Annotated in this window: 25 protein-coding genes and 1 pseudogene; 9 read left to right on the top strand and 17 right to left on the bottom strand. The window is 49.5% G+C overall.

Annotated features, from left to right (window positions below):
* Positions 1 to 66: 66 nt before the first annotated feature.
* The 7 genes from glpT to ftsY all read right to left on the bottom strand — a co-directional run bounded on the left by glpT (position 67) and on the right by ftsY (position 7320).
* Positions 67 to 1437 carry a glycerol-3-phosphate transporter gene (glpT, locus tag EDI28_RS16725; protein WP_128785035.1) on the bottom strand — a complete coding sequence of 457 codons (1371 nt, stop codon included), beginning with the start codon at positions 1435 to 1437 and terminating at the stop codon, positions 67 to 69.
* A gap of 274 nt (positions 1438 to 1711) precedes the next feature.
* Positions 1712 to 2542, bottom strand: coding sequence for a rhomboid family intramembrane serine protease GlpG (gene glpG / locus EDI28_RS16720; protein ID WP_128785034.1), 831 nt, complete (start codon positions 2540 to 2542; stop codon positions 1712 to 1714).
* Positions 2543 to 2562: 20 nt separating this feature from the next.
* A complete protein-coding gene (glpE, locus tag EDI28_RS16715; protein ID WP_128785033.1) occupies positions 2563 to 2892 on the bottom strand; it encodes a thiosulfate sulfurtransferase GlpE in 330 nt (109 codons plus the stop codon).
* Positions 2893 to 3411: 519 nt separating this feature from the next.
* A complete protein-coding gene (gene rpoH, locus EDI28_RS16710; RefSeq protein WP_128785032.1) occupies positions 3412 to 4272 on the bottom strand; it encodes an RNA polymerase sigma factor RpoH in 861 nt (286 codons plus the stop codon).
* Between the two features lie 122 nt (positions 4273 to 4394).
* Positions 4395 to 5321, bottom strand: coding sequence for a permease-like cell division protein FtsX (gene ftsX / locus EDI28_RS16705; RefSeq protein WP_128785031.1), 927 nt, complete (start codon positions 5319 to 5321; stop codon positions 4395 to 4397).
* On the bottom strand, positions 5311 to 5982 hold the full coding sequence (ftsE, locus tag EDI28_RS16700) for a cell division ATP-binding protein FtsE (RefSeq protein ID WP_128785030.1): 672 nt from the start codon (positions 5980 to 5982) through the stop codon (positions 5311 to 5313). Before ftsE ends, ftsX begins: the two co-directional genes overlap by 11 nt.
* Before the next feature lie 3 nt (positions 5983 to 5985).
* Positions 5986 to 7320 (bottom strand): signal recognition particle-docking protein FtsY, encoded by a 1335-nt coding sequence (gene ftsY / locus EDI28_RS16695; protein WP_128785029.1) that lies wholly within the window; start codon positions 7318 to 7320, stop codon positions 5986 to 5988.
* 84 nt (positions 7321 to 7404) lie between these two features.
* Between ftsY and rsmD the strand changes: the two genes are divergently transcribed.
* Together rsmD and EDI28_RS16685 are read left to right on the top strand one after the other, a co-directional pair.
* Positions 7405 to 8010: a 16S rRNA (guanine(966)-N(2))-methyltransferase RsmD gene (gene rsmD / locus EDI28_RS16690; RefSeq protein WP_128785028.1), complete on the top strand. Its 606-nt coding sequence runs from the start codon at positions 7405 to 7407 to the stop codon at positions 8008 to 8010.
* Complete coding sequence (locus EDI28_RS16685) at positions 8007 to 8273, top strand: DUF1145 domain-containing protein (protein ID WP_128785027.1); 267 nt, start codon at positions 8007 to 8009, stop codon at positions 8271 to 8273. Before rsmD ends, EDI28_RS16685 begins: the two co-directional genes overlap by 4 nt.
* A 66-nt stretch (positions 8274 to 8339) precedes the next feature.
* On the opposite strand, the gene EDI28_RS16680 is transcribed toward EDI28_RS16685, so the two are convergent.
* The 5 genes from EDI28_RS16680 to EDI28_RS16655 all read right to left on the bottom strand — a co-directional run bounded on the left by EDI28_RS16680 (position 8340) and on the right by EDI28_RS16655 (position 11880).
* Positions 8340 to 8933, bottom strand: coding sequence for a YhgN family NAAT transporter (locus EDI28_RS16680; RefSeq protein ID WP_128785026.1), 594 nt, complete (start codon positions 8931 to 8933; stop codon positions 8340 to 8342).
* A gap of 154 nt (positions 8934 to 9087) precedes the next feature.
* Positions 9088 to 9327: a YecH family metal-binding protein gene (locus tag EDI28_RS16675; RefSeq protein ID WP_128785025.1), complete on the bottom strand. Its 240-nt coding sequence runs from the start codon at positions 9325 to 9327 to the stop codon at positions 9088 to 9090.
* A 98-nt stretch (positions 9328 to 9425) separates the two neighbouring features.
* Positions 9426 to 9740, bottom strand: a complete 315-nt coding sequence (locus EDI28_RS16670) for a putative signal transducing protein (RefSeq protein WP_325062645.1) — start codon at positions 9738 to 9740, stop codon at positions 9426 to 9428.
* Positions 9741 to 9838: 98 nt separating this feature from the next.
* A complete protein-coding gene (locus tag EDI28_RS16665) occupies positions 9839 to 10462 on the bottom strand; it encodes a lysoplasmalogenase (RefSeq protein WP_128785023.1) in 624 nt (207 codons plus the stop codon).
* A 1052-nt stretch (positions 10463 to 11514) separates the two neighbouring features.
* Positions 11515 to 11880, bottom strand: a complete 366-nt coding sequence (locus tag EDI28_RS16655) for a DUF4145 domain-containing protein (protein ID WP_128785022.1) — start codon at positions 11878 to 11880, stop codon at positions 11515 to 11517.
* Positions 11881 to 12139: 259 nt separating this feature from the next.
* On the opposite strand from EDI28_RS16655, the gene EDI28_RS16650 reads away from it, so the two are divergent.
* Positions 12140 to 12472, top strand: a complete 333-nt coding sequence (locus EDI28_RS16650) for a DUF2500 domain-containing protein (RefSeq protein ID WP_128785021.1) — start codon at positions 12140 to 12142, stop codon at positions 12470 to 12472.
* Positions 12473 to 12500: 28 nt separating this feature from the next.
* Here EDI28_RS16650 and EDI28_RS16645 read toward each other — a convergent pair whose 3' ends face one another.
* Together EDI28_RS16645 and EDI28_RS16640 are read right to left on the bottom strand one after the other, a co-directional pair.
* Complete coding sequence (locus EDI28_RS16645) at positions 12501 to 13505, bottom strand: acyltransferase (RefSeq protein ID WP_128785020.1); 1005 nt, start codon at positions 13503 to 13505, stop codon at positions 12501 to 12503.
* Positions 13506 to 13619: 114 nt separating this feature from the next.
* A complete protein-coding gene (locus EDI28_RS16640) occupies positions 13620 to 14342 on the bottom strand; it encodes an SDR family oxidoreductase (protein ID WP_128785019.1) in 723 nt (240 codons plus the stop codon).
* A gap of 175 nt (positions 14343 to 14517) precedes the next feature.
* Here EDI28_RS16640 and EDI28_RS16635 point away from each other — a divergent pair, with 175 nt between their 5' ends.
* Positions 14518 to 15396: a LysR family transcriptional regulator gene (locus EDI28_RS16635; protein WP_128785018.1), complete on the top strand. Its 879-nt coding sequence runs from the start codon at positions 14518 to 14520 to the stop codon at positions 15394 to 15396.
* A 45-nt stretch (positions 15397 to 15441) separates the two neighbouring features.
* Here EDI28_RS16635 and EDI28_RS16630 read toward each other — a convergent pair whose 3' ends face one another.
* Together EDI28_RS16630 and EDI28_RS16625 are read right to left on the bottom strand one after the other, a co-directional pair.
* Entirely contained in the window at positions 15442 to 16680 is a 1239-nt protein-coding gene (locus EDI28_RS16630) for an EAL and HDOD domain-containing protein (RefSeq protein WP_128785017.1), read from the bottom strand.
* 86 nt (positions 16681 to 16766) lie between these two features.
* Positions 16767 to 16997 (bottom strand): annotated as a pseudogene (locus EDI28_RS16625) (LysE family transporter); the annotation flags it as partial.
* A 297-nt stretch (positions 16998 to 17294) separates the two neighbouring features.
* Between EDI28_RS16625 and EDI28_RS16620 the strand changes: the two are divergent.
* Together EDI28_RS16620 and EDI28_RS16615 are read left to right on the top strand one after the other, a co-directional pair.
* On the top strand, positions 17295 to 18296 hold the full coding sequence (locus tag EDI28_RS16620; RefSeq protein ID WP_128785015.1) for an alpha/beta fold hydrolase: 1002 nt from the start codon (positions 17295 to 17297) through the stop codon (positions 18294 to 18296).
* Positions 18297 to 18398: 102 nt separating this feature from the next.
* A complete protein-coding gene (locus EDI28_RS16615) occupies positions 18399 to 19196 on the top strand; it encodes a Cof-type HAD-IIB family hydrolase (RefSeq protein WP_128785014.1) in 798 nt (265 codons plus the stop codon).
* Between the two features lie 23 nt (positions 19197 to 19219).
* Here the strand turns inward: EDI28_RS16615 and EDI28_RS16610 are convergent, their stop codons facing one another.
* The gene (locus EDI28_RS16610) at positions 19220 to 19678 is read right to left on the bottom strand and encodes an EVE domain-containing protein (RefSeq protein ID WP_128785013.1); all 459 of its coding nucleotides are present in this window, start codon (positions 19676 to 19678) and stop codon (positions 19220 to 19222) included.
* Positions 19679 to 19782: 104 nt separating this feature from the next.
* Here EDI28_RS16610 and EDI28_RS16605 point away from each other — a divergent pair, with 104 nt between their 5' ends.
* The 3 genes from EDI28_RS16605 (at position 19783) to EDI28_RS16595 (ending at position 23080) form a co-directional block, all read left to right on the top strand.
* Complete coding sequence (locus tag EDI28_RS16605; RefSeq protein ID WP_128785012.1) at positions 19783 to 20823, top strand: COG3650 family protein; 1041 nt, start codon at positions 19783 to 19785, stop codon at positions 20821 to 20823.
* Positions 20824 to 20920: 97 nt separating this feature from the next.
* A complete protein-coding gene (locus EDI28_RS16600) occupies positions 20921 to 21502 on the top strand; it encodes a tRNA-uridine aminocarboxypropyltransferase (protein ID WP_128785011.1) in 582 nt (193 codons plus the stop codon).
* A gap of 141 nt (positions 21503 to 21643) precedes the next feature.
* A complete protein-coding gene (locus EDI28_RS16595; protein ID WP_128785010.1) occupies positions 21644 to 23080 on the top strand; it encodes a coniferyl aldehyde dehydrogenase in 1437 nt (478 codons plus the stop codon).
* Positions 23081 to 23085: the final 5 nt, after the last annotated feature.

Raw genomic sequence — 23085 nt, 5'->3', positions numbered from 1 at the left:
CCGCGAATGCGAAGCCTTGCCATATTACCTAGAGCGTTACCAAGATGCCAATGATGGCGATCTCAATCACGCATTTTGCTCTGCACTACCAGTAACAACTTCTTTGTGCAGCTTGCTTTCACCGATCAGCGCCAAGGTCAGGAAGAAGATCGAGAAGCCACAGGCTGAAGTCAGTACCATGAAGCCGCCGTCCCAGCCGAAGTGGTCAACGGTATAGCCCAGAACGGCGTTTGCCGCAACGGCACCACCAAGATATCCGAACAAGCCAGTAAGACCCGCAGCAGTACCTGCCGCTTTCTTCGGAGCCAGCTCCAATGCATACAGGCCGATCAACATAACCGGACCGTAAATCAGGAAGCCGATAGCAACCAGAGCCATCATATCGATCATTGGGTTACCCGGAGGGTTAAACCAGTACACCAAGACAGCCACGGTAACCAGCGCCATGAACAGGATCCCCGCTGGAGCACGACGTCCTTTGAAGAATTTATCCGACATCCAGCCACACAGCAGCGTACCCGGAATACCAGCCCACTCATACAGGAAGTAAGCCCATGATGATTTATCCACAGTAAAGTCTTTCACTTCACTCAGGTAAACCGGAGCCCAGTCCAATACGCCGTAGCGGATCAGGTAAACAAAGGCATTCGCAATCGCGATGAACCACAATAGTTTGTTGTTGAAAACATACTTGAAGAAGATTTCCTTCGCGGTCATCTCTTTCTCGTGAGATTCATCGTAATTATCAGGATAATCGTTCTTATGCTCTTCAATCGCAGGCAAGCCGCAAGACTGTGGTGTATCGCGCATCACCAGCAGGGTGAAGGCAGCGACCAACAAGGCAAAGAAAGCAGGTACGTAGAAAGCCGTACGCCAATCGTCATTGAATGCCCACAGACCAAGCAGGAACATCGGACCAATCAGACCGCCACCCACGTTGTGGGCTACGTTCCATACCGATACGATTTCACCACGCTCTTTGCGTGACCACCAGTGCACCATCGTCCGTCCGCAGGCAGGCCAGCCCATGCCCTGGAACCAACCATTAAGGAACAACAGAATGAACATCGCGGCAATACTGCTGGTTGCCCACGGCATAAAGCCAAAGCACAGCATCACCAGAGCCGACATCGTCAGACCGGCAGCCAGGAAGTATCGTGGATTCGAGCGATCCGAGACACTACCCATCAAGAACTTAGATAAACCGTATGCAATGGAAACAGCCGCAAGAGCGACCCCCAAATCACCACGGCTGTAACCATACTCTTCAATAAGGAAAGGCATCGCCAAACTAAAGTTCTTACGTACTAGGTAATAACCGGCATAGCCAAAGAAAATACCTGCGAAAAGTTGCCAACGGAGTCGCTTGTAGACGGGATCGACGTGGCCATCAGCCAGTCGCTCCGTATGCAAGGCGGGTTTAAAAATGCCAAACATAAAGTGTTCCTTAAAATGTTGTTGTTGTTTTAGCGATGGTTTGCGTAAACGCAATATAGGGCGAGCGAAATAAGCAATATCGCTCAAGGTATGCAAATTATTGCTCGAATGAGAACAAATAAATGTGAAAAGAATCAAAAACGAAGATTTAATTTTCAGTAATGGTGCATTTACTCTAATTTTTTCATAAAAATCAGAGCTAAAGACGCTGATCAACAGATTCAGTTAACTTCTGCTGTTGAAATTTTATCCACTATATTGGCTATGTTATTGCCTAGCGACGGATTTTTGCATCCAGCAAAGCCAAACCACAACCACTGAGCAAACCAAACAGGTGCGCCATATTGGCAACCGACATACCCAAAGGCTGGGCAAAACCGAGCACCAGCCAGGCCAACATGAAAACCACATAGGGCTTGGGAATAGACAAACCACGCTGTGGTGCCAGCCAGCCCATCCACCAGATGTAACCCAGCAAGGCATAGACGACACCTGACAGACCGCCGAAATTAGGACCATGAAGCCAGAACTGGGCAAAACCGGAGATCAGGGCCGAAATGAGGAAAAGCTGAACCAGTTTAGAACTTCCGCTATGCCGCTCGAGCTGCCCGCCCAAGAGCCACCACCACAGACAGTTGAAGAGAATATGCAGTGTAGAAAAGTGGATCAGCGCATGGGAAAAGAAACGCCACACTTGCCATTGATCGCCATCCATTACCGGAAAATGAAACAGATTGAATACTGACTGCTGCAATCCGAACAACCAAAGCCCATAGACAGCAATAGAGATAACCATGACTGACAGGCTAAACGGACCCGCCTTCGACTTGATAATTGCCAGCAAGTCTGGATGGTTATAATAGAATTTTGCCGTCCGCGATTCGGCGACATCCCACGAAGCAGCCTGATACTTCCTATCTTGCGGGTTAGCCAAAAACAAATTGAGTTCGGCCTGCGCTTCTATCAGATGCTGGGATTCCTTCAGCCAGATAGCAAACATCCCTTCCGGCTCGGGGGCCAATGTCAGGGCAATCCCGCGTGAAGCCATATAATCAATGAATGCCTGTGCCTGACGGGGATTATTTAATCCGGCTAACCGATGCATCTGCTACTCCGTAATAGGACCTATGCCTGTTGGATACAAGGATATGCCTGGCGACGCCAAGCCTCAAAACCACCGTCAAGACTATACACTGTTTCATAGCCTTGATTAATCAAGTATTGCGCCGCCCCCTGGCTGCTAATGCCGTGATAACACATCACAACGATAGGCTGCTCGAAATCGACCTTATTCATCAGCTCAACCATTGTATCATTGGTCAAGTGAAAAGCAGGCTCCGGATGTGACAGAGCAAAAGACTGCGGATCGCGGATATCTACCAGCACAGCTTCTAGTTCAGGTTGTTGTAATAATGTGTATGCCCGCTCTATCGAAATATGCTCAAACTGTTCCATTGACTGCCTCGTTCTCTGTCAGATCAGGCTACCCACCGATGGCCTGCTATATTATTCAAGTTACGATAATGGCTTGATCTTACCGATGAGCAAAAACGTGATGATCGTCCGTTTTAGGATCCTGGCGCAAGATATCGGCCTGATTATCGCTGCCACACATTGTACCGCACAAAGTTACTCACAACCTCGCACAGAAAGTAGGGCTTTACATCCCTGAGGAGAGACTGACCAACATCAGGTACAACAAGGCACAGCAAGAAGCTCGCCCGACCTCCCCCCTTACCGCTGATCAAAATACCACCAGCTGTGGAAAAACCTGTGAATAGCGTTGATAATGTGTTTTGCCAAACTTTGATCCACTATATGTAGATTGGATCCGATCAAAAACTGTGGATAACTCAAGATGTAGTGCACAGCTATACTCACAAATGTGAGGTATATCTCAGAAAACAAGCACAAAAAAACCGGCCCATGGCCGGTTTTAAAAATTCTATTATTGTGGATAATTTGCGAGGATCTTTAGATGCTCTCTCCGACCGCTTCTTTCAGTTTCTTCATCGCATTTTTCTCCAACTGACGGATCCTTTCAGCTGATACACCATAATGATCAGCAAGCTCCTGCAACGTTACCTTCTGCTCATCTAACCAGCGGGAACGGACAATATGCTGACTACGCTCATCCAGCCCACCCAGAGCAAGAGACAAGCGGTTGTTCGCGTGTGCCTCCCAATTATTCTCTTCATAGCTTAGCGCGACATCGGATGACTTATCTTCAAGGAAGTACACCGGTGCAGTGTAGCCGCTATCCCGATCATCGTCCTCAGAAGGCATTTCAAAGGTCGGATCCTGCGCAGCGAGTCGAGATTCCATCTCGCGGACTTCGCTGGCATCAACGCCTAACTGTTCTGCAACCATCTCGACTTCGGCATTGTTGAACCAACCAAGACGTTTTTTAGACTTACGCAGGTTAAAAAACAGCTTACGCTGAGCCTTGGTGGTTGCCACTTTCACGATACGCCAGTTACGAAGTACATACTCATGAATTTCAGCCTTGATCCAGTGCACAGCAAATGAAACCAGACGTACCCCGACTTCAGGATTAAAGCGCTTTACCGCCTTCATCAAGCCAATATTACCTTCTTGAACCAAGTCCGCCATTGGTAGGCCGTAACCTGAATAGCCACGTGCAACATGTACGACGAAGCGCAAATGGGACATAACCAGACCTTTCGCCGAATTAATGTCACCATCATAGTGCAGACGCTCAGCTAACTCGCGTTCCTGCTCGGCCGACAGCATTGGATAGCCGTTAACGCTCTGGATATAACTGTCCAGACTATCTGCAGAAACTAAAGCCATTGAAGTCATCTCTTGTGCCATTCAGCAAACCTCGTGTGTTTTTTAAACCAATGGGAAATTACTTGAACCTGTAATGATGCCCAGAAAACAGCCACCTTTGCAAGCGGGCCGCATAATTTACATCATTTATAGATTCAAAAACGTCAGATAGGTTCAATTTCTTTCAAATGGCGACCGGCAGACAAACGTGCTGCAAGCAGGCCCAAAAACGATGCAATCATCAGCAAAATCAGTGTTTCATCCCAGCGAAGTCCGACCATGCGAAAACTGCTGTCATACAAAGACGCCAACTTAGCGACCGCTCCATCAAGCAGTATAGTGACAATGGCCGTCAATAACCAAGCGACTATCCCGCCAATCAAGCCATACCATGCTCCGGTATAAAGGTAAGGCCGGAGAATGAAACTGTCAGTCGCACCAACCAACTTCATCACCTGAATTTCATCTTTCTGATTCTGTACCTGAAGCCGTAAGGTATTGCCGACTATTAGAAAAACAGCAAACAACATCAGACCAGACATTAGCAATGCCAGGGTAACAGCCAGATCTTTGATTGCCGCCAAACGCTGTAGCCAATCACTATCAAGCCGGACCTCATCCACACTCGGCTCGGTACGCATCTTGGCAGCGAGCTGCACCGCCTGATCGTTGCTTTGCCAGGCGGAAACCGGGCGAACCACAATGACTGCCGGCAGCGGGTTCTCATCCAGCAACGTGAGCGCCTGATCAAACCCGGCATGCTCGCGAAAATCCGCCAGCCCCTGTTGGGGAGAAATATAGTCAACCGACTCTATCTCAGACCAAGATTGCAGCTGCTCACTAAACTGACTCGCAGCCGAAGTCGGTGTACCTTGCTCCAGATACAGTGTCAGCTGAGTCGGGTTTTGCCAAGCCAGGGCCACCAAGGTGACATTTTTTGCCAACAGGTAAAAACTGGCTGGCAGTGTCAGAGCAAAAGCCAGTACCGCCAGGGTTAGAAAGTTGCCAAGCGGACGTCGCATCAGCTCGACCAATGCCCCCTTGCATTGTTGCTTATGCACCGCAAAGAAGCCTGTTTGCTTACGCGCCACGTCGTGCTACCTCCCTTAAATGCCCCTGCTGGAGATCGAAACGCCGATAGTTATGAGTGGTTAACAAGGACGTATCATGGGTTGCCATCAGAACACTTACCCCCACCCGGTTAAACTCTTCAAACAGCTGCATCACCTGGTGTGACAAAGCGGCATCTAGGTTACCCGTTGGCTCATCAGCCAGCAGCAACCGAGGCTTGTTAACCACCGCACGGGCAATTCCTACCCGCTGCTGCTCACCGCCGGAGAGCTGCATCGGCAAACAGCGGGCCTTATCAAGCAGGCCGACTTTGTCCAATGCGGCGGACACACGCCGTTTGACCTCGTTTTCCGAAGCCAGCTCGACCCGCAATGGCATCGCAACATTGTCATAGACACTGCGATCCATCAGCAGCTTATGATCCTGAAAAATAATCCCGATATTGCGGCGCAGAAAGGGGATCTGCTTATTATCAATTCGGGTAATCTCATGATCGTTAAAGAAAATATGGCCGTCACTCGGCCGCTCAATCGCACAGATCAGTTTCAGCAGGGTACTCTTACCCGCACCGGAATGGCCGGTCAAAAAAGCCATATCTGCCTGTTGCAGATGAAAATCTACTTTTTGCAGGGCTTGACGCCCGCCGCGGTAAGCCTTGCTTACCTGCTGAAACCGAATCACGACTTATTCCTCGTCACTAAACAGCGCTTCAATAAACTCACTGGCCGCAAACGGACGTAAATCATCAATTCCTTCGCCAATACCAATATATCGGATTGGAATATTGAACTGATCGGCCACGGCGAAGATCACCCCACCTTTAGCCGTACCGTCCAGCTTGGTAATTGTTATACCCGAAACCGGTGCTACTTCACTGAACAATTTAGCCTGGCTGATCGCGTTCTGTCCCGTACCGGCATCGACTGTAAGCATAATTTCATGGGGTGCCTGCGGGTCAACCTTCTTCATCACACGCACAATCTTGCGCAGCTCTTCCATCAGGTTGCCTTTGTTCTGCAGACGACCCGCCGTATCGGCAATCACTACGTCAACATTGCGAGCCTTAGCCGATTCAATCGCATCAAAAATAACCGATGCGCTATCGGCGCCAGTATGCTGGGCAACAACAGGAACATTATTTCGCTCGCCCCATACCTGCAGCTGTTCTACGGCTGCTGCACGGAAAGTATCACCGGCCGCCAGCATCACAGACTTGCCTTCTTGCTGGAACTGCTTGGCCAGCTTGCCAATCGTGGTGGTTTTGCCCACACCGTTGACGCCGACCATCAGAATGACGAACGGCTTCTTGTTGGTATCCACCACCAGAGGTTGTTCAACCTTCTCCAGCATTTCGCCCAGCTCATCTTTGAGCAGCCCGTAGAGGGCCTCGCCATCTTTAAGATCCTTGCGATCGGCCTTTTCTGTCAGGCTTTCAATGATCTTCAGCGTGGTATCCATACCTACATCAGCTATCAGTAGCTGTTCTTCCAGCTCCTCGAATAGATCTTCATCGATTTTTTTACCAGAAAACAGCCCAAAGAAGCCGGTACCGAAGTTAGTTTTCGTTTTCTTAAGACCACGCATCAAGCGGGCAAAGAAGCCTTCACTCTTCGGTTTCTCCTGCTCATGAACAGTGGTTTCTGCTTGGGCAGCCGCTAAGGCATCGGCCTCTTCTGCCGCTGTGGCAGCCGCCAAGGCTTCGGCCTCTTCTGCTGCTTTGGCAGCCGCCAAGGCTTCGGCCTCTTCTGCTGCTTTGGCAGCCGCCAAGGCTTCGGCCTCTTCTGCCGCTTTGGCAGCCGCCAAGGCTTCGACCTCTTCTGCTGCTTTGGCAGCCGCCAAGGCATCGGCTTCTTCTGTCGCTTTTGTGTCCGCAACGTCATCGTAAGTGGACTCAGTTTGGGACGCATCAGCCTGTGCTTCCACCTCTTGGTGGTCTTTATTTAGTTCAGCTTGCTCGGTCTGTTCTTCAGAACCAAAACCCAGCCACGAAAATAATCCGCGTTTCTTTTTTTCTGCCATTGGCAAATCCTAGAGCTTGATTGGTACAATTTGCAGCCTAAAAACAGGTGTATACTATCATTTTCTAAACGGTCGAAGAAATCTATGACGAGACGCAGGCAACAATCAGGGCGAAATATGCCAAATAACCGCCGGGAAGGGTTCGTAAGAATCATCAGTGGGCGCTGGCGCGGACGTAAACTTCCGGTCCATGATGTTGAAGGCCTCAGACCCACAACTGACCGAGTAAAAGAGACAGTTTTCAACTGGTTAGCTCAAGATATCCATGAGGCTAACTGCCTGGATCTGTTTACCGGCAGTGGCAGCCTGAGCTTCGAAGCATTATCGCGCGGGGCGCAAAATGTGACCATGCTCGAACTGGACAAAAAAGCTGCCGAACAGTTGGAAAAAAATCGACTAACTGTCGGTGCCGACAATGCGCATATACATAATACGGACAGTCTAACATTCCTCAACAAGCAAGGAACGCCATACGATATCGTCTTTATCGACCCACCATTTCGTAAGAATTTGCTACAGGATGTTATCAACCTGCTGGAAACCAACGGCTGGTTAGCTCCCCATGCCATCATCTATATTGAAGCTGAAAAAGAACTGGGTGATCCCGAAACACCCATTCATTGGCATTTGCACAAAGAAAAAACAGCCGGACAGGTTTGTTACCGGTTATTTGAAAGAGAGGAAGCATGAAAGCGTTAATTTTATTGGCAAAAGCCGCCATCGGATTCGTCTGGCTGGTACTGCTGGTTAATATTTTCCATCCCTTCCCGGGCGTTGCAGCTATGGCGCTTTATATTATGACGGGCTTCCTGCTGATGATGCACGGCCTGCAGATGTTGATTTTCATCGGGGCTTTCGGTGACAAGATCAAGATGAGCCGTTGGGAAAAATGGTCAATACTGATTTTCGGTATCTTTTCCCTACTCGACATCCGCCGCAAACACATGATGTAAGGCGGGACAGGGCTTAAAAGTAAAAAGCGAGAGTGAAAACTCTCGCTTTTTGTTATGCCCAAACTGTTAAGCGCCTATCTGGAAGAACTTACGCACCCCGTCCAGCAGCATCTGGGTCGACATCATAATCAGCAACAAACCCATCAGACGTTCAACGGCCTTCAGACCTTTCTCACCTAACAGGCGATTAAATACTTCATAGAACATCAGAATCACAAACGACGCGCCCCATGCCAACAAAACAGCCAGAACCCAGTCCCAGGTCCGGCCCGGCTCCTGATTCGACAGCAGCAGCAAAGAAGCCAGCACCGACGGTCCTGCAATCATCGGAATTGCCATCGGCACAATAAAAGGCTCCTCGCCAGCCGCCAGTCCAGTGACGCCTCCCGGCTGAGGGAAAATCATTCTGATCGCGATCAAAAACAGAATAATACCGCCAGAGATACTGACCGTTTCCGCCGAAACATGCAGGAAATTAAGCAGGTTCTGGCCACCTAACAGGAACGCCAGCAAAATAACCAAGGCGATCAAGAGTTCACGAACCATAATAATTCGTCGCCTTTTCGGCTCAATATGCCGCAAGATCGATATCATTACCGGCAGATTGCCGAGCGGATCCATGATCAAAAATAACATGACCGCCGCAGAGATTATTTCCACAGAGCAGACCTCAGAAAGAGATTAATCGTAAGAAGATTAAGAAAAACAACAGTGTCAGCCAGAAAGCTGACTAGAAGCGGGAAAGTATAACAAACGAACAAAAAGGTGGCGATAATTTTGCCACCATTAAAGCTATCTTTTTACCGGTTACAGCTTAGTGACTACACATACGTTCACGATTAACCGTAATGGTATCACCATCTTGAATAACCTTCCGGCGATCTAGCAAGAAAGTTAATAGCGCATCAAAGGTTAAATCTTGCAGACTACAGGTATGAAAACGCGCCTCTTCACCATATTCAGCAATAACTGCTTGTTTTAGTGATTCAACAGAATAAGGCGTCTCGGCAGCAAGCAGCATGTTTAGAACATTGTGAGCATGGATCTGATTCATAGTATTACTCGCAGTCAATAGAACATCTGTCCGTATTAAACCACAAGCCCCTCACCCAGGGTTGACCCAGAACAATTAAGAGCATTTAAGATGCACCTTTAAGGCTTGTCGTGGCCGCACTGCCAGCAAATTTCAAACTGGCCCTCATTGTACTCGGCACAATGGTGGCACTTCCAACCGTTGTATGTCGTGTTTTCATAGCGCTCAAGTTGTTGCCTAGCCGATGAAACCTGCTCTTCCTGAACCCAGAGCCCCACTTGCAGCACATCCGTAGGCAACTCACCTGTTGCCGCTGACAGATTTTCGCCACTGAGCTGCACCTCAATACGCTCGCTCTCCAGCATCCCCTTGATACTATGCGCCTCCAAGTTATTGGCTGCGTCGTATACCTTGATCCACGGCCCGCTCATCATATGCTCCTTCTAATTTGGTTACCCACTCCCGGCAACTTAGCTACAAAGACCATATCATCAACGTTTTATTTCAAACCGCTATGAGCAATCCGGCCAACTTAGACCAATAGCGTAGCAACAAACAATGATTGCGCCAGGTAGTAACTAGACATAATAACCGTAGTAGAGGGTTTAAATGGCCCCCGGAAGCGATCGACCGCCAGTACCGTGTCAGAAACAATAAATACCAAGGCACCAACGAAAGCCAGCAGTCCGGCTGTTGAACCCACGGTCAGCCAGAACTCACCCGCCGCCCAAGTCATCTGCACAATAATCGCAATATAGATGGCAACCGGGGTAATCAACGCGCCAAGCGAAGGCAACAACAACAAAAATACAATGATCCCGCCACCGACAAGCATCGCAGGCAGCCACCACACCATGTTGCCGTCCAGTTGACTCCAGAATGCCAGCGAATAGGCAATATGGGCGAGAAGAAAGCTGCCCAGGCCAACGATAAACCTGTCTTTAGGCAGCATCAGGAAAATATCGCCAATGACAGACAACACCAAGCCGATAAAAATGGCTTGGTGATAAATACTCTCGAGTCCCGACTGCCAGGCCAGTAGCAGCAGTAGCACCATGGTAAACGGCTTAAAAAAATAGTACTGCCATCTAGGGCCGTGGTACGCAGCTGTAATATGTAATAAAGCAGATAAAGATATGGCTAACCAAACCCACATAGCATCACCAGTATAATTATAGTTATAAGCAGGGACAGTTTAGAAACCCAACCAGGATTGTCTAGCAGGGATCCACCAGAACTAGACCCCGCTTGTAAAAACGCTAAGACATCATCACCCAGAACGGCAAGCTTTGTAACTCGGTAAAAACTTGCAGCTCCGTTCCTTAAGCCTTATGAGACAGGCCACAGGATAACAAAACCACCCTGGCAAACGATTGCCTTATATCAAGGTAGTGAATAATAAGCTTTGATAAAGATATCGGGTAAAATGCCCCCCTAACCACCCACACTTCAAGTAACAAACAACGAACATATGGATATTATTATCAATGACTTAAAAGCAAAAAGACAAGCAAAATAGAGAATACCCCGCATTGAAAGAAGCGACAGTTTATTTGACCCAAAACCAAACACAAACACTTTAACCAACCAAAAAAATAGCATAATTATCTAACACAGATCTCAACCCTCTTCTCACCGCTCCCCCCTCAAAAGAGCCAACCAAACAAAAACAGCCACACGAACCACACAGCAAGATATGATCAGTAAAACCCACAAAAATATAAGCAAAGATAAAAAAAGAGCCAGATCACACAATTTAAACCATAAAAAACAACGAGTTACACAACACAATAACTAGAAGTAATAATAAGAACACTATTTAACCTGACCAAAAAACACAATTTCTTTAGCGTAAAACACCCATATAAAGCCAACATAACCTAACCTTTACTGACTTTTCAGCATTCAGACTTGCCTAAAGACCAAAAACAGTGCTATTCTAATTACCAAGACATAATCAGCAGCAACACAAGGATCTTACCTATGTTCACAACATCTCAAAAACAAGGGCTTATGATGATCGCAGTGGTTGTCGGTTTAATGACGCTGCCTGTTATCTACTAAGCAATATAAAAAATTCAAAAAAAAGGTGCCTTTCGGCACCTTTTTTCGTCTTAACAGATTATAGCTTGAAGGTTAAGTCCCTATATCCGGACAAACAATAGAGAAGGTTGAAAGTAGTGTTATAAATTTGGAACTCACTGATCTCTAAGGCGTTAAATTAATACGGTGCCAATGCTCAGAATAAAACCAGATGGCCAAAGCGGTAAAACCCAATACGACAAATGCGGCGACAGTCCAGACAAAGCGCCCACTACGAGGTGTCAGCTCATCTTCGCAATCTCGACAGGCGGCCAGAAAGCCCGGCTTGTCATCCAGCTTGTAACCCTCTTCATGAACAGTTTTATTCCGTACCGACGCAACGAAACGAAGCTTGGGAATGATCTCGTGGGGTAGCCGCTCTTCACAGCTAGTAATAAGCTGATGTAAGCCTTTTCCTTCGGCATGATAGTGTTGGCGAAGTAAGTGCTCAATCCGCCTTGAACGCGTCACGACTAACTCAATATTGGCCATACGCCGATCTCCTTTCTGCTCTCTACCTACTTACCTTATCGTGACTTGATGTACATGCAAAGCCTGCTGACAATGATTTACAACCCTTTTCACCTAACAGGGGCTTCTGCAGTAATATTGCCTCTGGGTATATTCGGTTATTGCCCGATCGGCAAAACCCTGTAGCGGTCACGGTTTACTATTTTGGATGTACAGCTCGGCACGACAATCAATAATAATAATGCCCACTGTGTTGCCCGACTGATCAAGGAGTACATTGATGCCACTATGGATTGTGCTGGCCGTTGCCATCTTGTTTGTTATCTCCATTTTTTATTTTATCCGCTTTTATCGACGCCATGTGCAGGGAGAAAATGCCCCCGAGCAAAAAATTGATGTCGAAGTTCTGGATAAACAAAGCGTGGCTATCATTGGTGCTCAGCCAGGTGAAGATAACGAAGAATACTGGATTTATGTTCAACCCGCCAAGGGTGGTCCCAAACGCGAATTCATGGCCGGCATACATTATTACCATGCACTCAATCCAGGCGATCGCGGCACCATGACCTATAAAGGGTTATCATTTATTCACTTCGCCCTAGAGCGAGACTAGCCATCCGACCAACAAAATGGCTGGTCACCTAAGGAACCAGCCATGCTGTTTTCGTCCCCTTCGCCAATAGCCAGCTGGCAGTCAGCGCCAACCCGGTACAAATCAGGGTCCAAAACGGGATCATAATAAGCGGATGGGCAAAATACAGATCATACTCTCGTACCGGCCATAGAAATATTGGGTGCAGCAGATAAATACCGAGGCTGTAGCGGCTCATAAAAGCAATCCGCACCAGCCAGATCTGACTCAGACGTCCACTATACTGCTGGCACAGAGCAAAAATCATGGCAGCGATCAACGCCGTATTGACAGTTTTGTAGGACATCCAGCGCCCAACGGTATATTCCCCGGCAGAAAAGCTGTTACTGACAACCATATAATCAGTCAGCAGCAATCCAGCCCCTCCCAGCACAACAAGCCATTTCAGTGCCGGCCATCGATACTGAAATAAGCAATAGCCTAGAAGTAAGTACCCGCTATATAAAATCAGCTTATGACTCCATAATCCATCGATTCTAAACAGGAACATCGTTGTCAGTACCAGCCAGGCAATAGTGAGCGCTATCGCCCCTGTGCGGTCGGTATGCTGAACATAATAGCGAAGGAAAGGCACCACAAAATACAGCGGAATGAAATAGTAAAAGAAACCGAGGTGATAATAGGTTTCATGCTCGGGCAGCGCTACCAGCGTCTCAAGCACAGTCGTACTATTGAATCCAGATGCCGTCAGGCCTGATAGTACGGCATAAAAAACAGACCAAACCAGAAAGGGAACTAACACCTTGCCAAGGCGCCGCCTTACATAATAGTTTAAATCAAAATCACGGTTATCGGTCAGCATCAGTGCGCCGGTGATCATAATAAAGACCGGCACGGCCCACCGGCTAAAGCTATTAAAACTAGTGGCTGTGAGCCAGGCACTATCAGAAATCACTCCAAGCTGCTCGCGATAAGGGCCAAGAACATGGATCACAACAACGGCAATAGCCGCCATACAGCGAAGTAAATCAAAAAAGACAACCTTTTGCCTCACCCGTTTGTCTCCCATTAGCAACAGCTCAGCAATCCAGTTTTTAATATAGCAGCAAGCTAGAGTAAGTACCTGAGCTTACTCTGGCTTTAGTCTATTACTAACAGAATGTTGACATTATGGCTGCTGGCGGGTTGCAGCCAGGACAATCTCGCGAATACACAGGTTCTGCGGCTGCTGATAAGCAAAACGGATGGCATTGGCAATATCGTCCGGGACAATCGCCCCGCCCATGCCATCTTTCCACTCTTCGTAGCCAGCTTTGATATCGTCACTGGTCGTATGGCTCAGCAGCTCTGTTTCTACCGCACCCGGGGCAATCGTAATAAAGCGAACATTATCATCGGCGACCTCTTCGCGGATGTTTTCGGTAATCGCATGTACCGCAAACTTGGTACCGCAGTAGGCTGCATGGCTCGGGAAGGTCTTGCGACCGGCTACCGAGCTGATGTTAATCACAGTGCCGTGCTGGCGAGCTTTCATATCCGCCAGTACCACATGGATACCGTTAAGCAGCCCCATCACGTTGACGTCAAACATGGTTTTCCACTCAGTCGGATCTTGCTCATGAGCCAGACCAAGCAACATCACGCCGGCATTGTTGATCAGGCAATCTACCGGACCGAATTGCGCTTCAGCGTCCTTGATAGCTGCGGAAAATGCATCGGCATCTGTCACGTCCACCTGGCGGCACAGTGTATTCGGCAACTGCAATGCTTCCAGGCGATCGACACGACGGGCCAACAATAATAGCGGATGTCCTTCTGCGGACAGTTTGCGCGCTGTTGCTTCGCCGATGCCTGAACTTGCACCAGTGATCACGATAAGAGACTTAGACATAATGAAACCCTTTGCTAGTAGATATAAGAGAGATCATCAACGGCCGGCACTAAGTTGATGGCGCTACTATATCGGGCTGGCAGAACGAGGAAAAATATCCTTTTTTTCTGCTTATCATAAGAATTAGCTATGGATAGGCTATTATGATGGCCTGATCCCAAACGAGTTTCCCCTTATGGATTTACGTCTGCTGCGCTTTTTTGTTGCGGTCTACGAAGAGAGAAACATTACTCTTGCGGCCGAACGCTGTTTTGTCTCGCAGCCTTCCATCTCCAATGCCGTCAAGCAACTGGAGGCCGAGCTCAGCACTCCGCTGTTTGTTCGTCATAAGAAGGGGGTTGATCTGACCGATGAGGCCCATTACCTCTACCCGCATGCCATCCGGCTGCTGGGCGAGATCAATCGCCTGCCTCAGCTGTTTCAGCAGCGAACCGAGTGCCTGCCGCTAAAACTGGCCAACTTCCCGGATTTGAGCCAGTCACAGCTTGCCAAGGTATTCGCCCAGCTCAAGCAGCAGATCCCGAACCTGTTATTAGAGCTGGTCGATCATGATGCACCTGCCGATGCTCGTCTGACGCTGGATATGTTCAAGGCCGAGGATGAAATTTTCCTGCCGCTGTGGGATGAGGATTATGTCTTGTGCATGCAGCCTGACCACCCGCTGGCGGCACTGGAAAAAGTGCCTCCGGAGCAACTCCACCAGCATGACTTCATCGAATGCCCGCCCTGCGAAGCCCACCAGCAGACTATCGGTCTGCTGGCCTGCGACGGCCTTGCCGTTAACCTGGTTGCCAAGGCCGAGCACAAAACCCAGGTGATGCATCTGGTACAGGCGGGGTTGGGAATATCTTTTCTACCGACTGGGGTACTGGAAACTGCAAATCAGCTGGTCACCGTTCCCTTGGACGGGCCACGGATGTTCCGTCGGCTGGGGCTATGTTACCCATCGAACAAAAGCCTGAATCCGGCATTGACCGCCGCCGTGAAGGTGCTCAGCCAATACACCCCACCCCCGAGACTGGCGAGGCCAAAAAACGCAGGCGGTGACAAATAAGCTATGCCACCGCCTTTTCAAAAAAGATTCATCTTTAGGCAATAATCAGGCCGGTGCGGGGCCGGGACTCGATGAGGAATCAAGATACAGGGAAGACCATTTCAGCGCATGATGGTAGCTTTTCGCTACCATTTCTTCCTTGATCCCCAACGTTTGGCAATAGATGGCGATCTTCTCCCAGTCAGCCTGATCGTAGGCATCAAGCAGGGCAAGTATCTGGCCCAGTTCACCGTGATGGTTAAGCAAGGCATCGCGTACATCAGACTCGAGCGGCAGCAAGGTTAGCAACTGTTCCAACGAATTATCCAGCAGTGCATCAAGCAGGGAAAACATCCCGGTTAGAAATGCCTTCTCCTTCCCGATAGACAAGCGACTGCTGGCAGCCAGCATCTCACACATGCAGGCCCGTTGCAGCGACAGGGAATAGAGTTCTCTGGGCTTGTCGATAGCCGCATGTGCCGTTGCTACAGCACTGACGAATATCTTTATTTTATCTTCGCCAAGATAGACCAACGCCTGCTTAAATGAACTGATCGGTTCAATCGTGCGATGGGTGGCAGCATTGACATACCGCAACAACAGATAGGATAGCGACACATCGCTGACAATGATCTTCTCAACCCGGTCGAAGTCCACCTGATCACGACAGACTTCCTGCAACAAGCGAATTGTTGTCAGTTTTTCTGGTTCAACCTGGCGATTTTTAAGCATCTCCGGTTTACTAAAGTAGTAACCTTGGAAAAATTGGAAACCGGCCTCATAGGCTGCGATAAAATCTTGATGGGTTTCCACTTTTTCAGCCAGAAACTTTAGCTTTAGTGAACGGTTCTGGTTCACATATTCACATGCCTGCTCGATTCCGACTTTCATCAAGTCCAGCTTGATGATGTGCACATAAGGCAAAAAACGCTTCCACTGCGGCTCCATCTCGAAATCATCCAGCGCAATCACGTAACCTTGGCGATAGAGATATTTTATGGCGACAAACAGCTCTTCATCCGGAGCACAGGTTTCGAGTACTTCAATGATCACCTTTCTTTTCGGCAACAACATCGGAAGTAAGCGAATCAAGCTTTCATAGGGAAAATTGATAAAGGTGCGCTGACCGGCAGTTGCCAGATTATCGCCAACCGCCATGTAATTTTCTACCAATAACCTGCAAGTCGCTTTATTCGCCTCAATCACGGGAAAGGCATTGCTTTCCCCGTCACGAAACAACAGCTCGTACCCGACGGTCCGTTGCTGACGGTTAAAAATAGGCTGGCGAGCGACATAAGAATACATGATGCCTGCGTGGTTCCTTAATGGTTTGAAATATAATAAAAATATCTAACCTAAATATAACAGCCCAAGATCAGTAGGCTGACTAGTCAAGTCCTGGCAGTCACGAGCAACGCACCGCAGCCAATAAACATTGAACCAAACATACGGTTTAACCCGCCCATCACCTTGGCAGAACGAATATACATGGTTAGCTTTGATGCCAAGGTGACATAAAACAACATCACAATTGTATCAATAGCCAAAGTCGTGATCCCCAGCACCATCAGTTGCAGTAACTGCGGCTCTGCCGGATTTAGGAATTGAGGAAACAAGGCCAACTCCCACCAACAACAGATGGAATGCCAGGCCAGCCATACTTCGACACTCGCTCCAACTCTTCCTATCCAGTAAAACCACTATCGAGCTCAAATTAATCGCCTGTTCAACAGGTACATTAATCTGCTTGTACGTATAAGGCGGATACAAGTTAACAGTAGTTCAATCCCTAAAGCAACTCACGCCCGCTTATAGAAAGCGACCACTTTACGTTATACTGAACATAGTTTTTGCCATCAGCCTTTGCGACTGACCGCACACAAGCGCCTTAAATCACTTTCATAACGCTGAGAAATACCATGACAGCCCAACCACCGCACTACTTTCACTTTTCCCAGGAATCTCAGTTCTGCGATACCATGGCAGGCCCTGTCGCCGAATTATGGCAGCACCGTTTGGAGGGTATGTTTCAGGGGGTCGATCAGCTCAATGTCGGCTGGGTCAGCCTAACCGGATTTAACCATGACAAAGCAATCATCGTGGTTAACGGCCGGATCGAAAGTTACTGGAAGTACCAGGAACTGTTTTATGATTTAGTTCAGCAGGGCTACGATATTTTTGCCCTGGATCACCGTGGCCAGGGAGTATCGGACCGAATAGCCGAAGACAGCGAGCTGGGCCACATCGAAAAGTTCGACGACTATGTCAGTGATCTCAAAACCTTCTTTGATACGGTGATTGCGCCCAAAGGATATCAGCAACATTTTATGCTGGCCCACTCGATGGGAGGTACCATCGGCAGCCTGTTCATGGCCAAATACCCTTCGTTGATAGACAGCGCGGTGCTCAGTGCCCCGATGCACGGGATCAATATCAACAACTGGATGAAGCCGATTGCCTCTCCGCTGGCCCGTGTCGTCGAGCAGCTGCAACGCCAGCCCGACTATGCTCCCGGACAGATTCCCTACTATCCCAAACCGTTCATTGACAACCCCCTGAGCCAAAGCCAGATCCGCTATCAATGGTTTCGCGACCTGTACGAGCACAAGCCAGAGCTAAAAATCGGCGGCCCTAGTGCGCGCTGGGTATGGCAAGGGATCGCGGCAGCCAAACAATGCATCGAGCTGGCTCCTAATATCACAACACCTATCCTCCTGCTACAGGGAAGTGATGATATTATTGTCGATAACCGGGCACAGAACCTATTTTGCCAGGCGATGCAGCAAGCAAGCCGTTCCTGCCAGCTAACAGTGATTGAAGGTGCGCGCCATGAACTCTTGTTCGAGGTCGACAAATACCGCCATCCCGTACTTGCTGCAACAATCAATCATTTTTGGAAGGCGGAAAAGGTTGAAAGGTAAATTAACCTCTTTTCTCAGTGGCGATCTGGTTTAAAATCAATCTTATCACCCCCCTATCCTTTAGGGTTAGTGGGGCCATTGTTCCTACTGCCGAGAATTTCCATGTATAAGATAGTTGCTTCAGATTTAGACGGAACCCTGCTCACCCCCGACCACAAAATCGCGCCTTACACCAAAGAAGTCCTCAACCAGCTTCACCAGCAGGACAAAGATTTCATTTTTGCAACGGGCCGTCACCATATCGATGTCGCAGGCATGCGCGAACAACTAGGGATCCCGGCTTACATGATCACCTCCAATGGTGCCCGAGTTCATAACTGCAAGGGCGACGTCGTTTTCCAGCAAGATGTACAGCCAGAGGTCGTCGGTGGCCTTATTGCGATGGCAAAGCAGGATCCCGAACTGAAAATTCATATCTACCGCAACGATGACTGGCTATTGAGTGCCGAAGACGAATCTCTAAAGGATTTTCATGAAACGTTTAACTATCAACTATTTGATGTCGACAATCCGCCACTAAAAGGCATCGCCAAGGTATTTTTCATCCGCGACGACCACGATCACGACAAACTGGTGGAATGGGAAAAGCGCTTCAATGACACCTTCGGCGAACAAGCAAATATTGCCTTTTCGACCCCATGGTGTCTGGAGGTGATGGATGCGAACGTATCGAAAGGGCACGCCCTTGAAGCCGTAGCGAAAGAGAAGGGCTACGAACTGAAAGACTGCCTAGCCTTTGGTGACGGCATGAACGATGTCGAAATGCTGAATATGGCCGGTAAAGGACTAATCATGGACACGGCTCACGATAAAGTCAAAAAAGCATTACCCAACAACGACATAATTGGTTCATGCTGTGATGAGGCTGTCGCCCACTACCTGGCGGATAACCTACTCTAATCCTGTTATTTTACCCAGCACTGCTAAAATTGACCGGTCATCTGCAGGGTTTCCTGCCATTGTAAATCGGTGACCGGCATAATGCTCAGACGGTTGCCGCGCTTCACCAGCGGCATCTCTGACAACGCCGGATTCGCCTTCATCCGCTTGAGCGACACCAGGCGCAGGTGGCGCTGGTACTCAATATCGACCATCACCCAGCGTGGATTGTCAGGGTCGGACTTCGGGTCGAAATACGGCCCTTGCTGATCAAACTGAAAATGATCCGGGTACGCCTCTTTCACCACCGTCGCAATACCGACTACCCCAACATCCTTGCAAGAAGAGTGATAGATAAAGATCTGATCGCCGATTTTTATCTCGTCTCGCATCATATTGCGGGCCTGATAATTACGAACGCCTTCCCAACAGGAAACTTTTTGCTGTTTCAGGGTGTCTATCGAAAATGTATCTGGCTCAGTTTTGAATAACCAATTGGCCATAATCGTTCTCGTTATCGAGCTGCGCTATAACACTGGCACATCATAGCAGGAGCGCCGTTATAATGACTTTACGACTTATCAGCCTAACATACCGAGGGAACCGAATGACACAGTTGAGACGGGCTTTACCTGCAGCAGTACTACTGACACTTCTGGCTGGCTGCTCCACATCGTCGACCTCGCCAGCCTCTACCCCTATCGAGCCCACTCACGACGACGGTGCTTCGGCTGTTAGCACCGATCATGGCAAAGTTCAGGCATTTATGTTGAGAGGTAACGTGGTCCTTGGCCATGAGTCCAACAGTATTCAGCCCTGCGGCAGCACCCAGCAATACTGGCTCAATACCCCAATAGCCGACCGCAAGGCGCTAGCCCAAGTCACCCGTCCGGGCTACGAGCCTATGTATGGTGAGTTCATCGGCTTTCTTGAGCCTGCTCCCGAAGAAGGGTTTGCTGCCGCCTATGACGGCCGCTTTAACGTCAAACAGATTAATTTAATCTCATCCGAAATGCTCAGTGGTTGTCAGCGGCCCCCGCACGCTACAAGGGCATTTGGCAACGAGCCGGGCTGGGTTGTCGAGTTGGATGGCGATAAGGCCAACCTGCTTCGCCCCGGTCAGCAGCGCCAGCAACAAACCATCACCAGTAAAAATATTATTGCTGGCAAGCAGCATTACCAAGGCCAAGACTTCTCACTGACCCTGACCAAAGGCCAGTGCAACGACACCATGAGCGACTCCCTGTTCGGCTGGCAGGCAAAGCTAAACTGGCAAGGCAATAACTACCAAGGCTGCGCAACACTGGGGGCGACCGATATCACCCTTAGCTGGTCAGGCCGCTATCAGGGGACCTCATTGATTAACGACACCCCGGTACTGACAACGACCGTCACCCTTAACCCGGATCACTCGGCCACCACCCGCTACGACTATCCTTCCGGCGAACCCAGCCTGAACGAAACCGGATTCTGGCAGCAAGGCAGCGACAATACCGTGCAGGTGGTCATGACCAAACATCAGGGACGACGCCTGATCAGCGAACGGGTATTTACCCTCGAAGGCAACCAGATCACGGTCAAGGAAGAGACGGTGAACGGTCAGACCTTTAACCTGGGTGGCGACGGCCTGAGCCTAAAAAAACAATAACCACACCGGCAAGCCCTGGATTGCTCTCGTGAGTTGCTCTCGCTGGCTGGGATATGTCACACTCCCAGCCAGCCGAAAACAACCACGAGCCTTCATTATGTCCTGTCCCCGCTGCGGCTTTCTGTACAACTGTATCTGTGATGCCGAACCTCAATTGAGCTGCAAGGTCCGATTTATTCTTCTGACCCACCCGAAAGAGCTCAACAAGGACACCAATACCGGCGATCTTATGCTGCGTACGCTGCCCAACTGCCAGCGTTATACCTGGGACCGGGTCAACCCGCCTTCAGCGCTGCTGGAGGAACTCCGCGCAGCCAATAACCAGCCATGGCTACTTTTTCCCAGTGATGATCAGCACCCTGCAGCGGCATACCAGCCTGCCGAAGGCAAGCTTCCCCTGTTCATCCTGCTTGATGCCACCTGGCAGGAAGCCAGAAAAATGGTGCGGAAAAGCCCATGGCTGTCACAGCTGCCACACCTGAGCCTCACTCCAACCTCGATGTCCGCCTACCAGCTTCGCCGCAACCAGCAGGCAGGTAACCTTTGTACTTGCGAAGCCGGCATAACTCTGCTGAATTTACTGGGCGAGTCAGCGCAAGCCACTCAGCTAAGCCTCTACTTCCAAGCATTTATTGATACTTTTCATGCTGACAAAAGCGGCCATGCCAGACAACTCTAAACCAAGTTCTTGGTCCAAGCCGTACAGTCAAAATGCCCAGTCACTCCCCGTTCAGATTTATCGGCTATACTAAAACCGACTGACTAGTCGGTTTTAATGCGAAAATTTATTATCGTCCGAAAAACTTGAGGGAGAGAGGCAATGACAGCAATCGAAGAGGTAAGCACGCATCACATTGATAGTGTCGTAATGGAAAAAACCTTACAGTCTCAACGAGACAAGTTCACAGCCGAACCAATGCCCTCTCTTCAGCAGCGTCTCGATACGCTAAAGGCACTGAAAAACGCCCTTCTCAACGCTAAAGTCCCGCTTTGCGAAGCCCTCAGCCAGGACTATGGCCAACGCAGCACCCACGACACCCTGATGGCCGATATCCTGCCGTGTGTCATGAACATTAACTACACAATAAAACACCTAAAAAAATGGATGAAGCCATCCCGGCGTCATGCCGGGCTAATGCTGGCACCCGCCAAAGTCGAAGTCATTTACCAACCGCTGGGAGTGGTTGGAATAGTGGTACCCTGGAATTTTCCGGTGATGCTGAGCATTGGCCCGCTGATCACCGCACTGGCAGCCGGAAACCGGGCGATGATCAAGCTGAGCGAGTTCACCCCCGCCACCAACAAGGTATTACGTAGCCTGCTTTCCGAAATTTACAGCCACGATGAAGTCGCCGTCTTCGAAGGTGAGGCTGATACAGCCGCCGCCTTTACTGCCCTGCCGTTTGACCACCTGCTGTTTACCGGGTCGACCACTGTCGGACGCCACGTCATGCGTGCCGCAGCCGACAACCTGACTCCTGTCACCCTGGAGCTGGGCGGCAAGACGCCGGCTCTGATCGCCCCTGATATACCGCTGAATATGGCCGTTGAACGGATGATCTATGGCAAAAGCCTGAATGCCGGGCAGATCTGCGTTGCACCAGACTATGTGCTGGTACCCGAGGAAAAAGTGGATGAGTTTGTCGCCGAATACCAGAAGCAGTTTTGCAAAATGTACCCGCAGGGCATTGCCAGCAATGATTTCAGCTCGGTGGTGAATGCTCGACAATATGATCGTCTGAACCAGTGGCTGAATGAGGCCAAGGAACTGGGAGCCAAGGTGATCCCCTGCCACCCCCAAGCCCGTGATGATCTGCAACACCGGATGATCACCCATTTAATCCTCAACACGACAGATAACATGGCCCTGATGCAGGAAGAAATCTTCGGCCCCTTGCTCCCGGTGATCCCCTACCAGCAAATCGACCAGGCACTGGACTACATCCGCCAGCGCCCGCGCCCGCTGGCACTGTACCTGATGAGCCTAAATCCCGAACTGCAACAGCAGGTAAAAACGACTACCCACGCCGGCGGGATGTGTATCAATGACTCCGTACTGCATGTCGGCGCCGATGATGCGCCATTCGGTGGGATCGGTCCTTCGGGAATGGGGCACTATCATGGCAAGGAAGGATTCCAGACGTTCTCCAAGGCCAAGACAGTACTGAGCCGTGGTAAATTCACCACAACCAAGCTGGCAACCCCACCCTATGGCGGCTGGATACAAAAGCTAATGCTGGCCTTCTTCTTGCGCTAATGCCA

This window comes from Photobacterium chitinilyticum, assembly GCF_004104355.1.
GTDB lineage: Bacteria > Pseudomonadota > Gammaproteobacteria > Enterobacterales > Vibrionaceae > Photobacterium > Photobacterium chitinilyticum.
The sequence above is the reverse complement of the archived record's forward strand: the minus strand, read 5'-3'. Positions and strand labels throughout refer to the sequence as shown.

Excerpts from the sequence above, each read along its gene's own strand:
- EDI28_RS16600 (WP_128785011.1), top strand. The coding sequence starts at position 20,921 with ATGTCCTGTCCCCGCTGCGGCTTTCTGTACAACTGTATCTGTGATGCC.
- EDI28_RS16635 (WP_128785018.1), top strand. The coding sequence starts at position 14,518 with ATGGATTTACGTCTGCTGCGCTTTTTTGTTGCGGTCTACGAAGAGAGA.
- EDI28_RS16630 (WP_128785017.1), bottom strand. The coding sequence starts at position 16,680 with ATGTATTCTTATGTCGCTCGCCAGCCTATTTTTAACCGTCAGCAACGG.
- rpoH (WP_128785032.1), bottom strand. The coding sequence starts at position 4,272 with ATGGCACAAGAGATGACTTCAATGGCTTTAGTTTCTGCAGATAGTCTG.
- EDI28_RS16615 (WP_128785014.1), top strand. The coding sequence starts at position 18,399 with ATGTATAAGATAGTTGCTTCAGATTTAGACGGAACCCTGCTCACCCCC.
- EDI28_RS16640 (WP_128785019.1), bottom strand. The coding sequence starts at position 14,342 with ATGTCTAAGTCTCTTATCGTGATCACTGGTGCAAGTTCAGGCATCGGC.
- EDI28_RS16655 (WP_128785022.1), bottom strand. The coding sequence starts at position 11,880 with ATGGCCAATATTGAGTTAGTCGTGACGCGTTCAAGGCGGATTGAGCAC.
- glpG (WP_128785034.1), bottom strand. The coding sequence starts at position 2,542 with ATGCATCGGTTAGCCGGATTAAATAATCCCCGTCAGGCACAGGCATTC.
- glpT (WP_128785035.1), bottom strand. The coding sequence starts at position 1,437 with ATGTTTGGCATTTTTAAACCCGCCTTGCATACGGAGCGACTGGCTGAT.
- EDI28_RS16595 (WP_128785010.1), top strand. The coding sequence starts at position 21,644 with ATGACAGCAATCGAAGAGGTAAGCACGCATCACATTGATAGTGTCGTA.
- EDI28_RS16675 (WP_128785025.1), bottom strand. The coding sequence starts at position 9,327 with ATGAATCAGATCCATGCTCACAATGTTCTAAACATGCTGCTTGCTGCC.
- EDI28_RS16610 (WP_128785013.1), bottom strand. The coding sequence starts at position 19,678 with ATGGCCAATTGGTTATTCAAAACTGAGCCAGATACATTTTCGATAGAC.
- ftsY (WP_128785029.1), bottom strand. The coding sequence starts at position 7,320 with ATGGCAGAAAAAAAGAAACGCGGATTATTTTCGTGGCTGGGTTTTGGT.
- EDI28_RS16620 (WP_128785015.1), top strand. The coding sequence starts at position 17,295 with ATGACAGCCCAACCACCGCACTACTTTCACTTTTCCCAGGAATCTCAG.
- rsmD (WP_128785028.1), top strand. The coding sequence starts at position 7,405 with ATGACGAGACGCAGGCAACAATCAGGGCGAAATATGCCAAATAACCGC.
- EDI28_RS16670 (WP_325062645.1), bottom strand. The coding sequence starts at position 9,740 with ATGATGAGCGGGCCGTGGATCAAGGTATACGACGCAGCCAATAACTTG.
- EDI28_RS16685 (WP_128785027.1), top strand. The coding sequence starts at position 8,007 with ATGAAAGCGTTAATTTTATTGGCAAAAGCCGCCATCGGATTCGTCTGG.
- glpE (WP_128785033.1), bottom strand. The coding sequence starts at position 2,892 with ATGGAACAGTTTGAGCATATTTCGATAGAGCGGGCATACACATTATTA.
- EDI28_RS16605 (WP_128785012.1), top strand. The coding sequence starts at position 19,783 with ATGACACAGTTGAGACGGGCTTTACCTGCAGCAGTACTACTGACACTT.
- EDI28_RS16665 (WP_128785023.1), bottom strand. The coding sequence starts at position 10,462 with ATGTGGGTTTGGTTAGCCATATCTTTATCTGCTTTATTACATATTACA.
- EDI28_RS16650 (WP_128785021.1), top strand. The coding sequence starts at position 12,140 with ATGCCACTATGGATTGTGCTGGCCGTTGCCATCTTGTTTGTTATCTCC.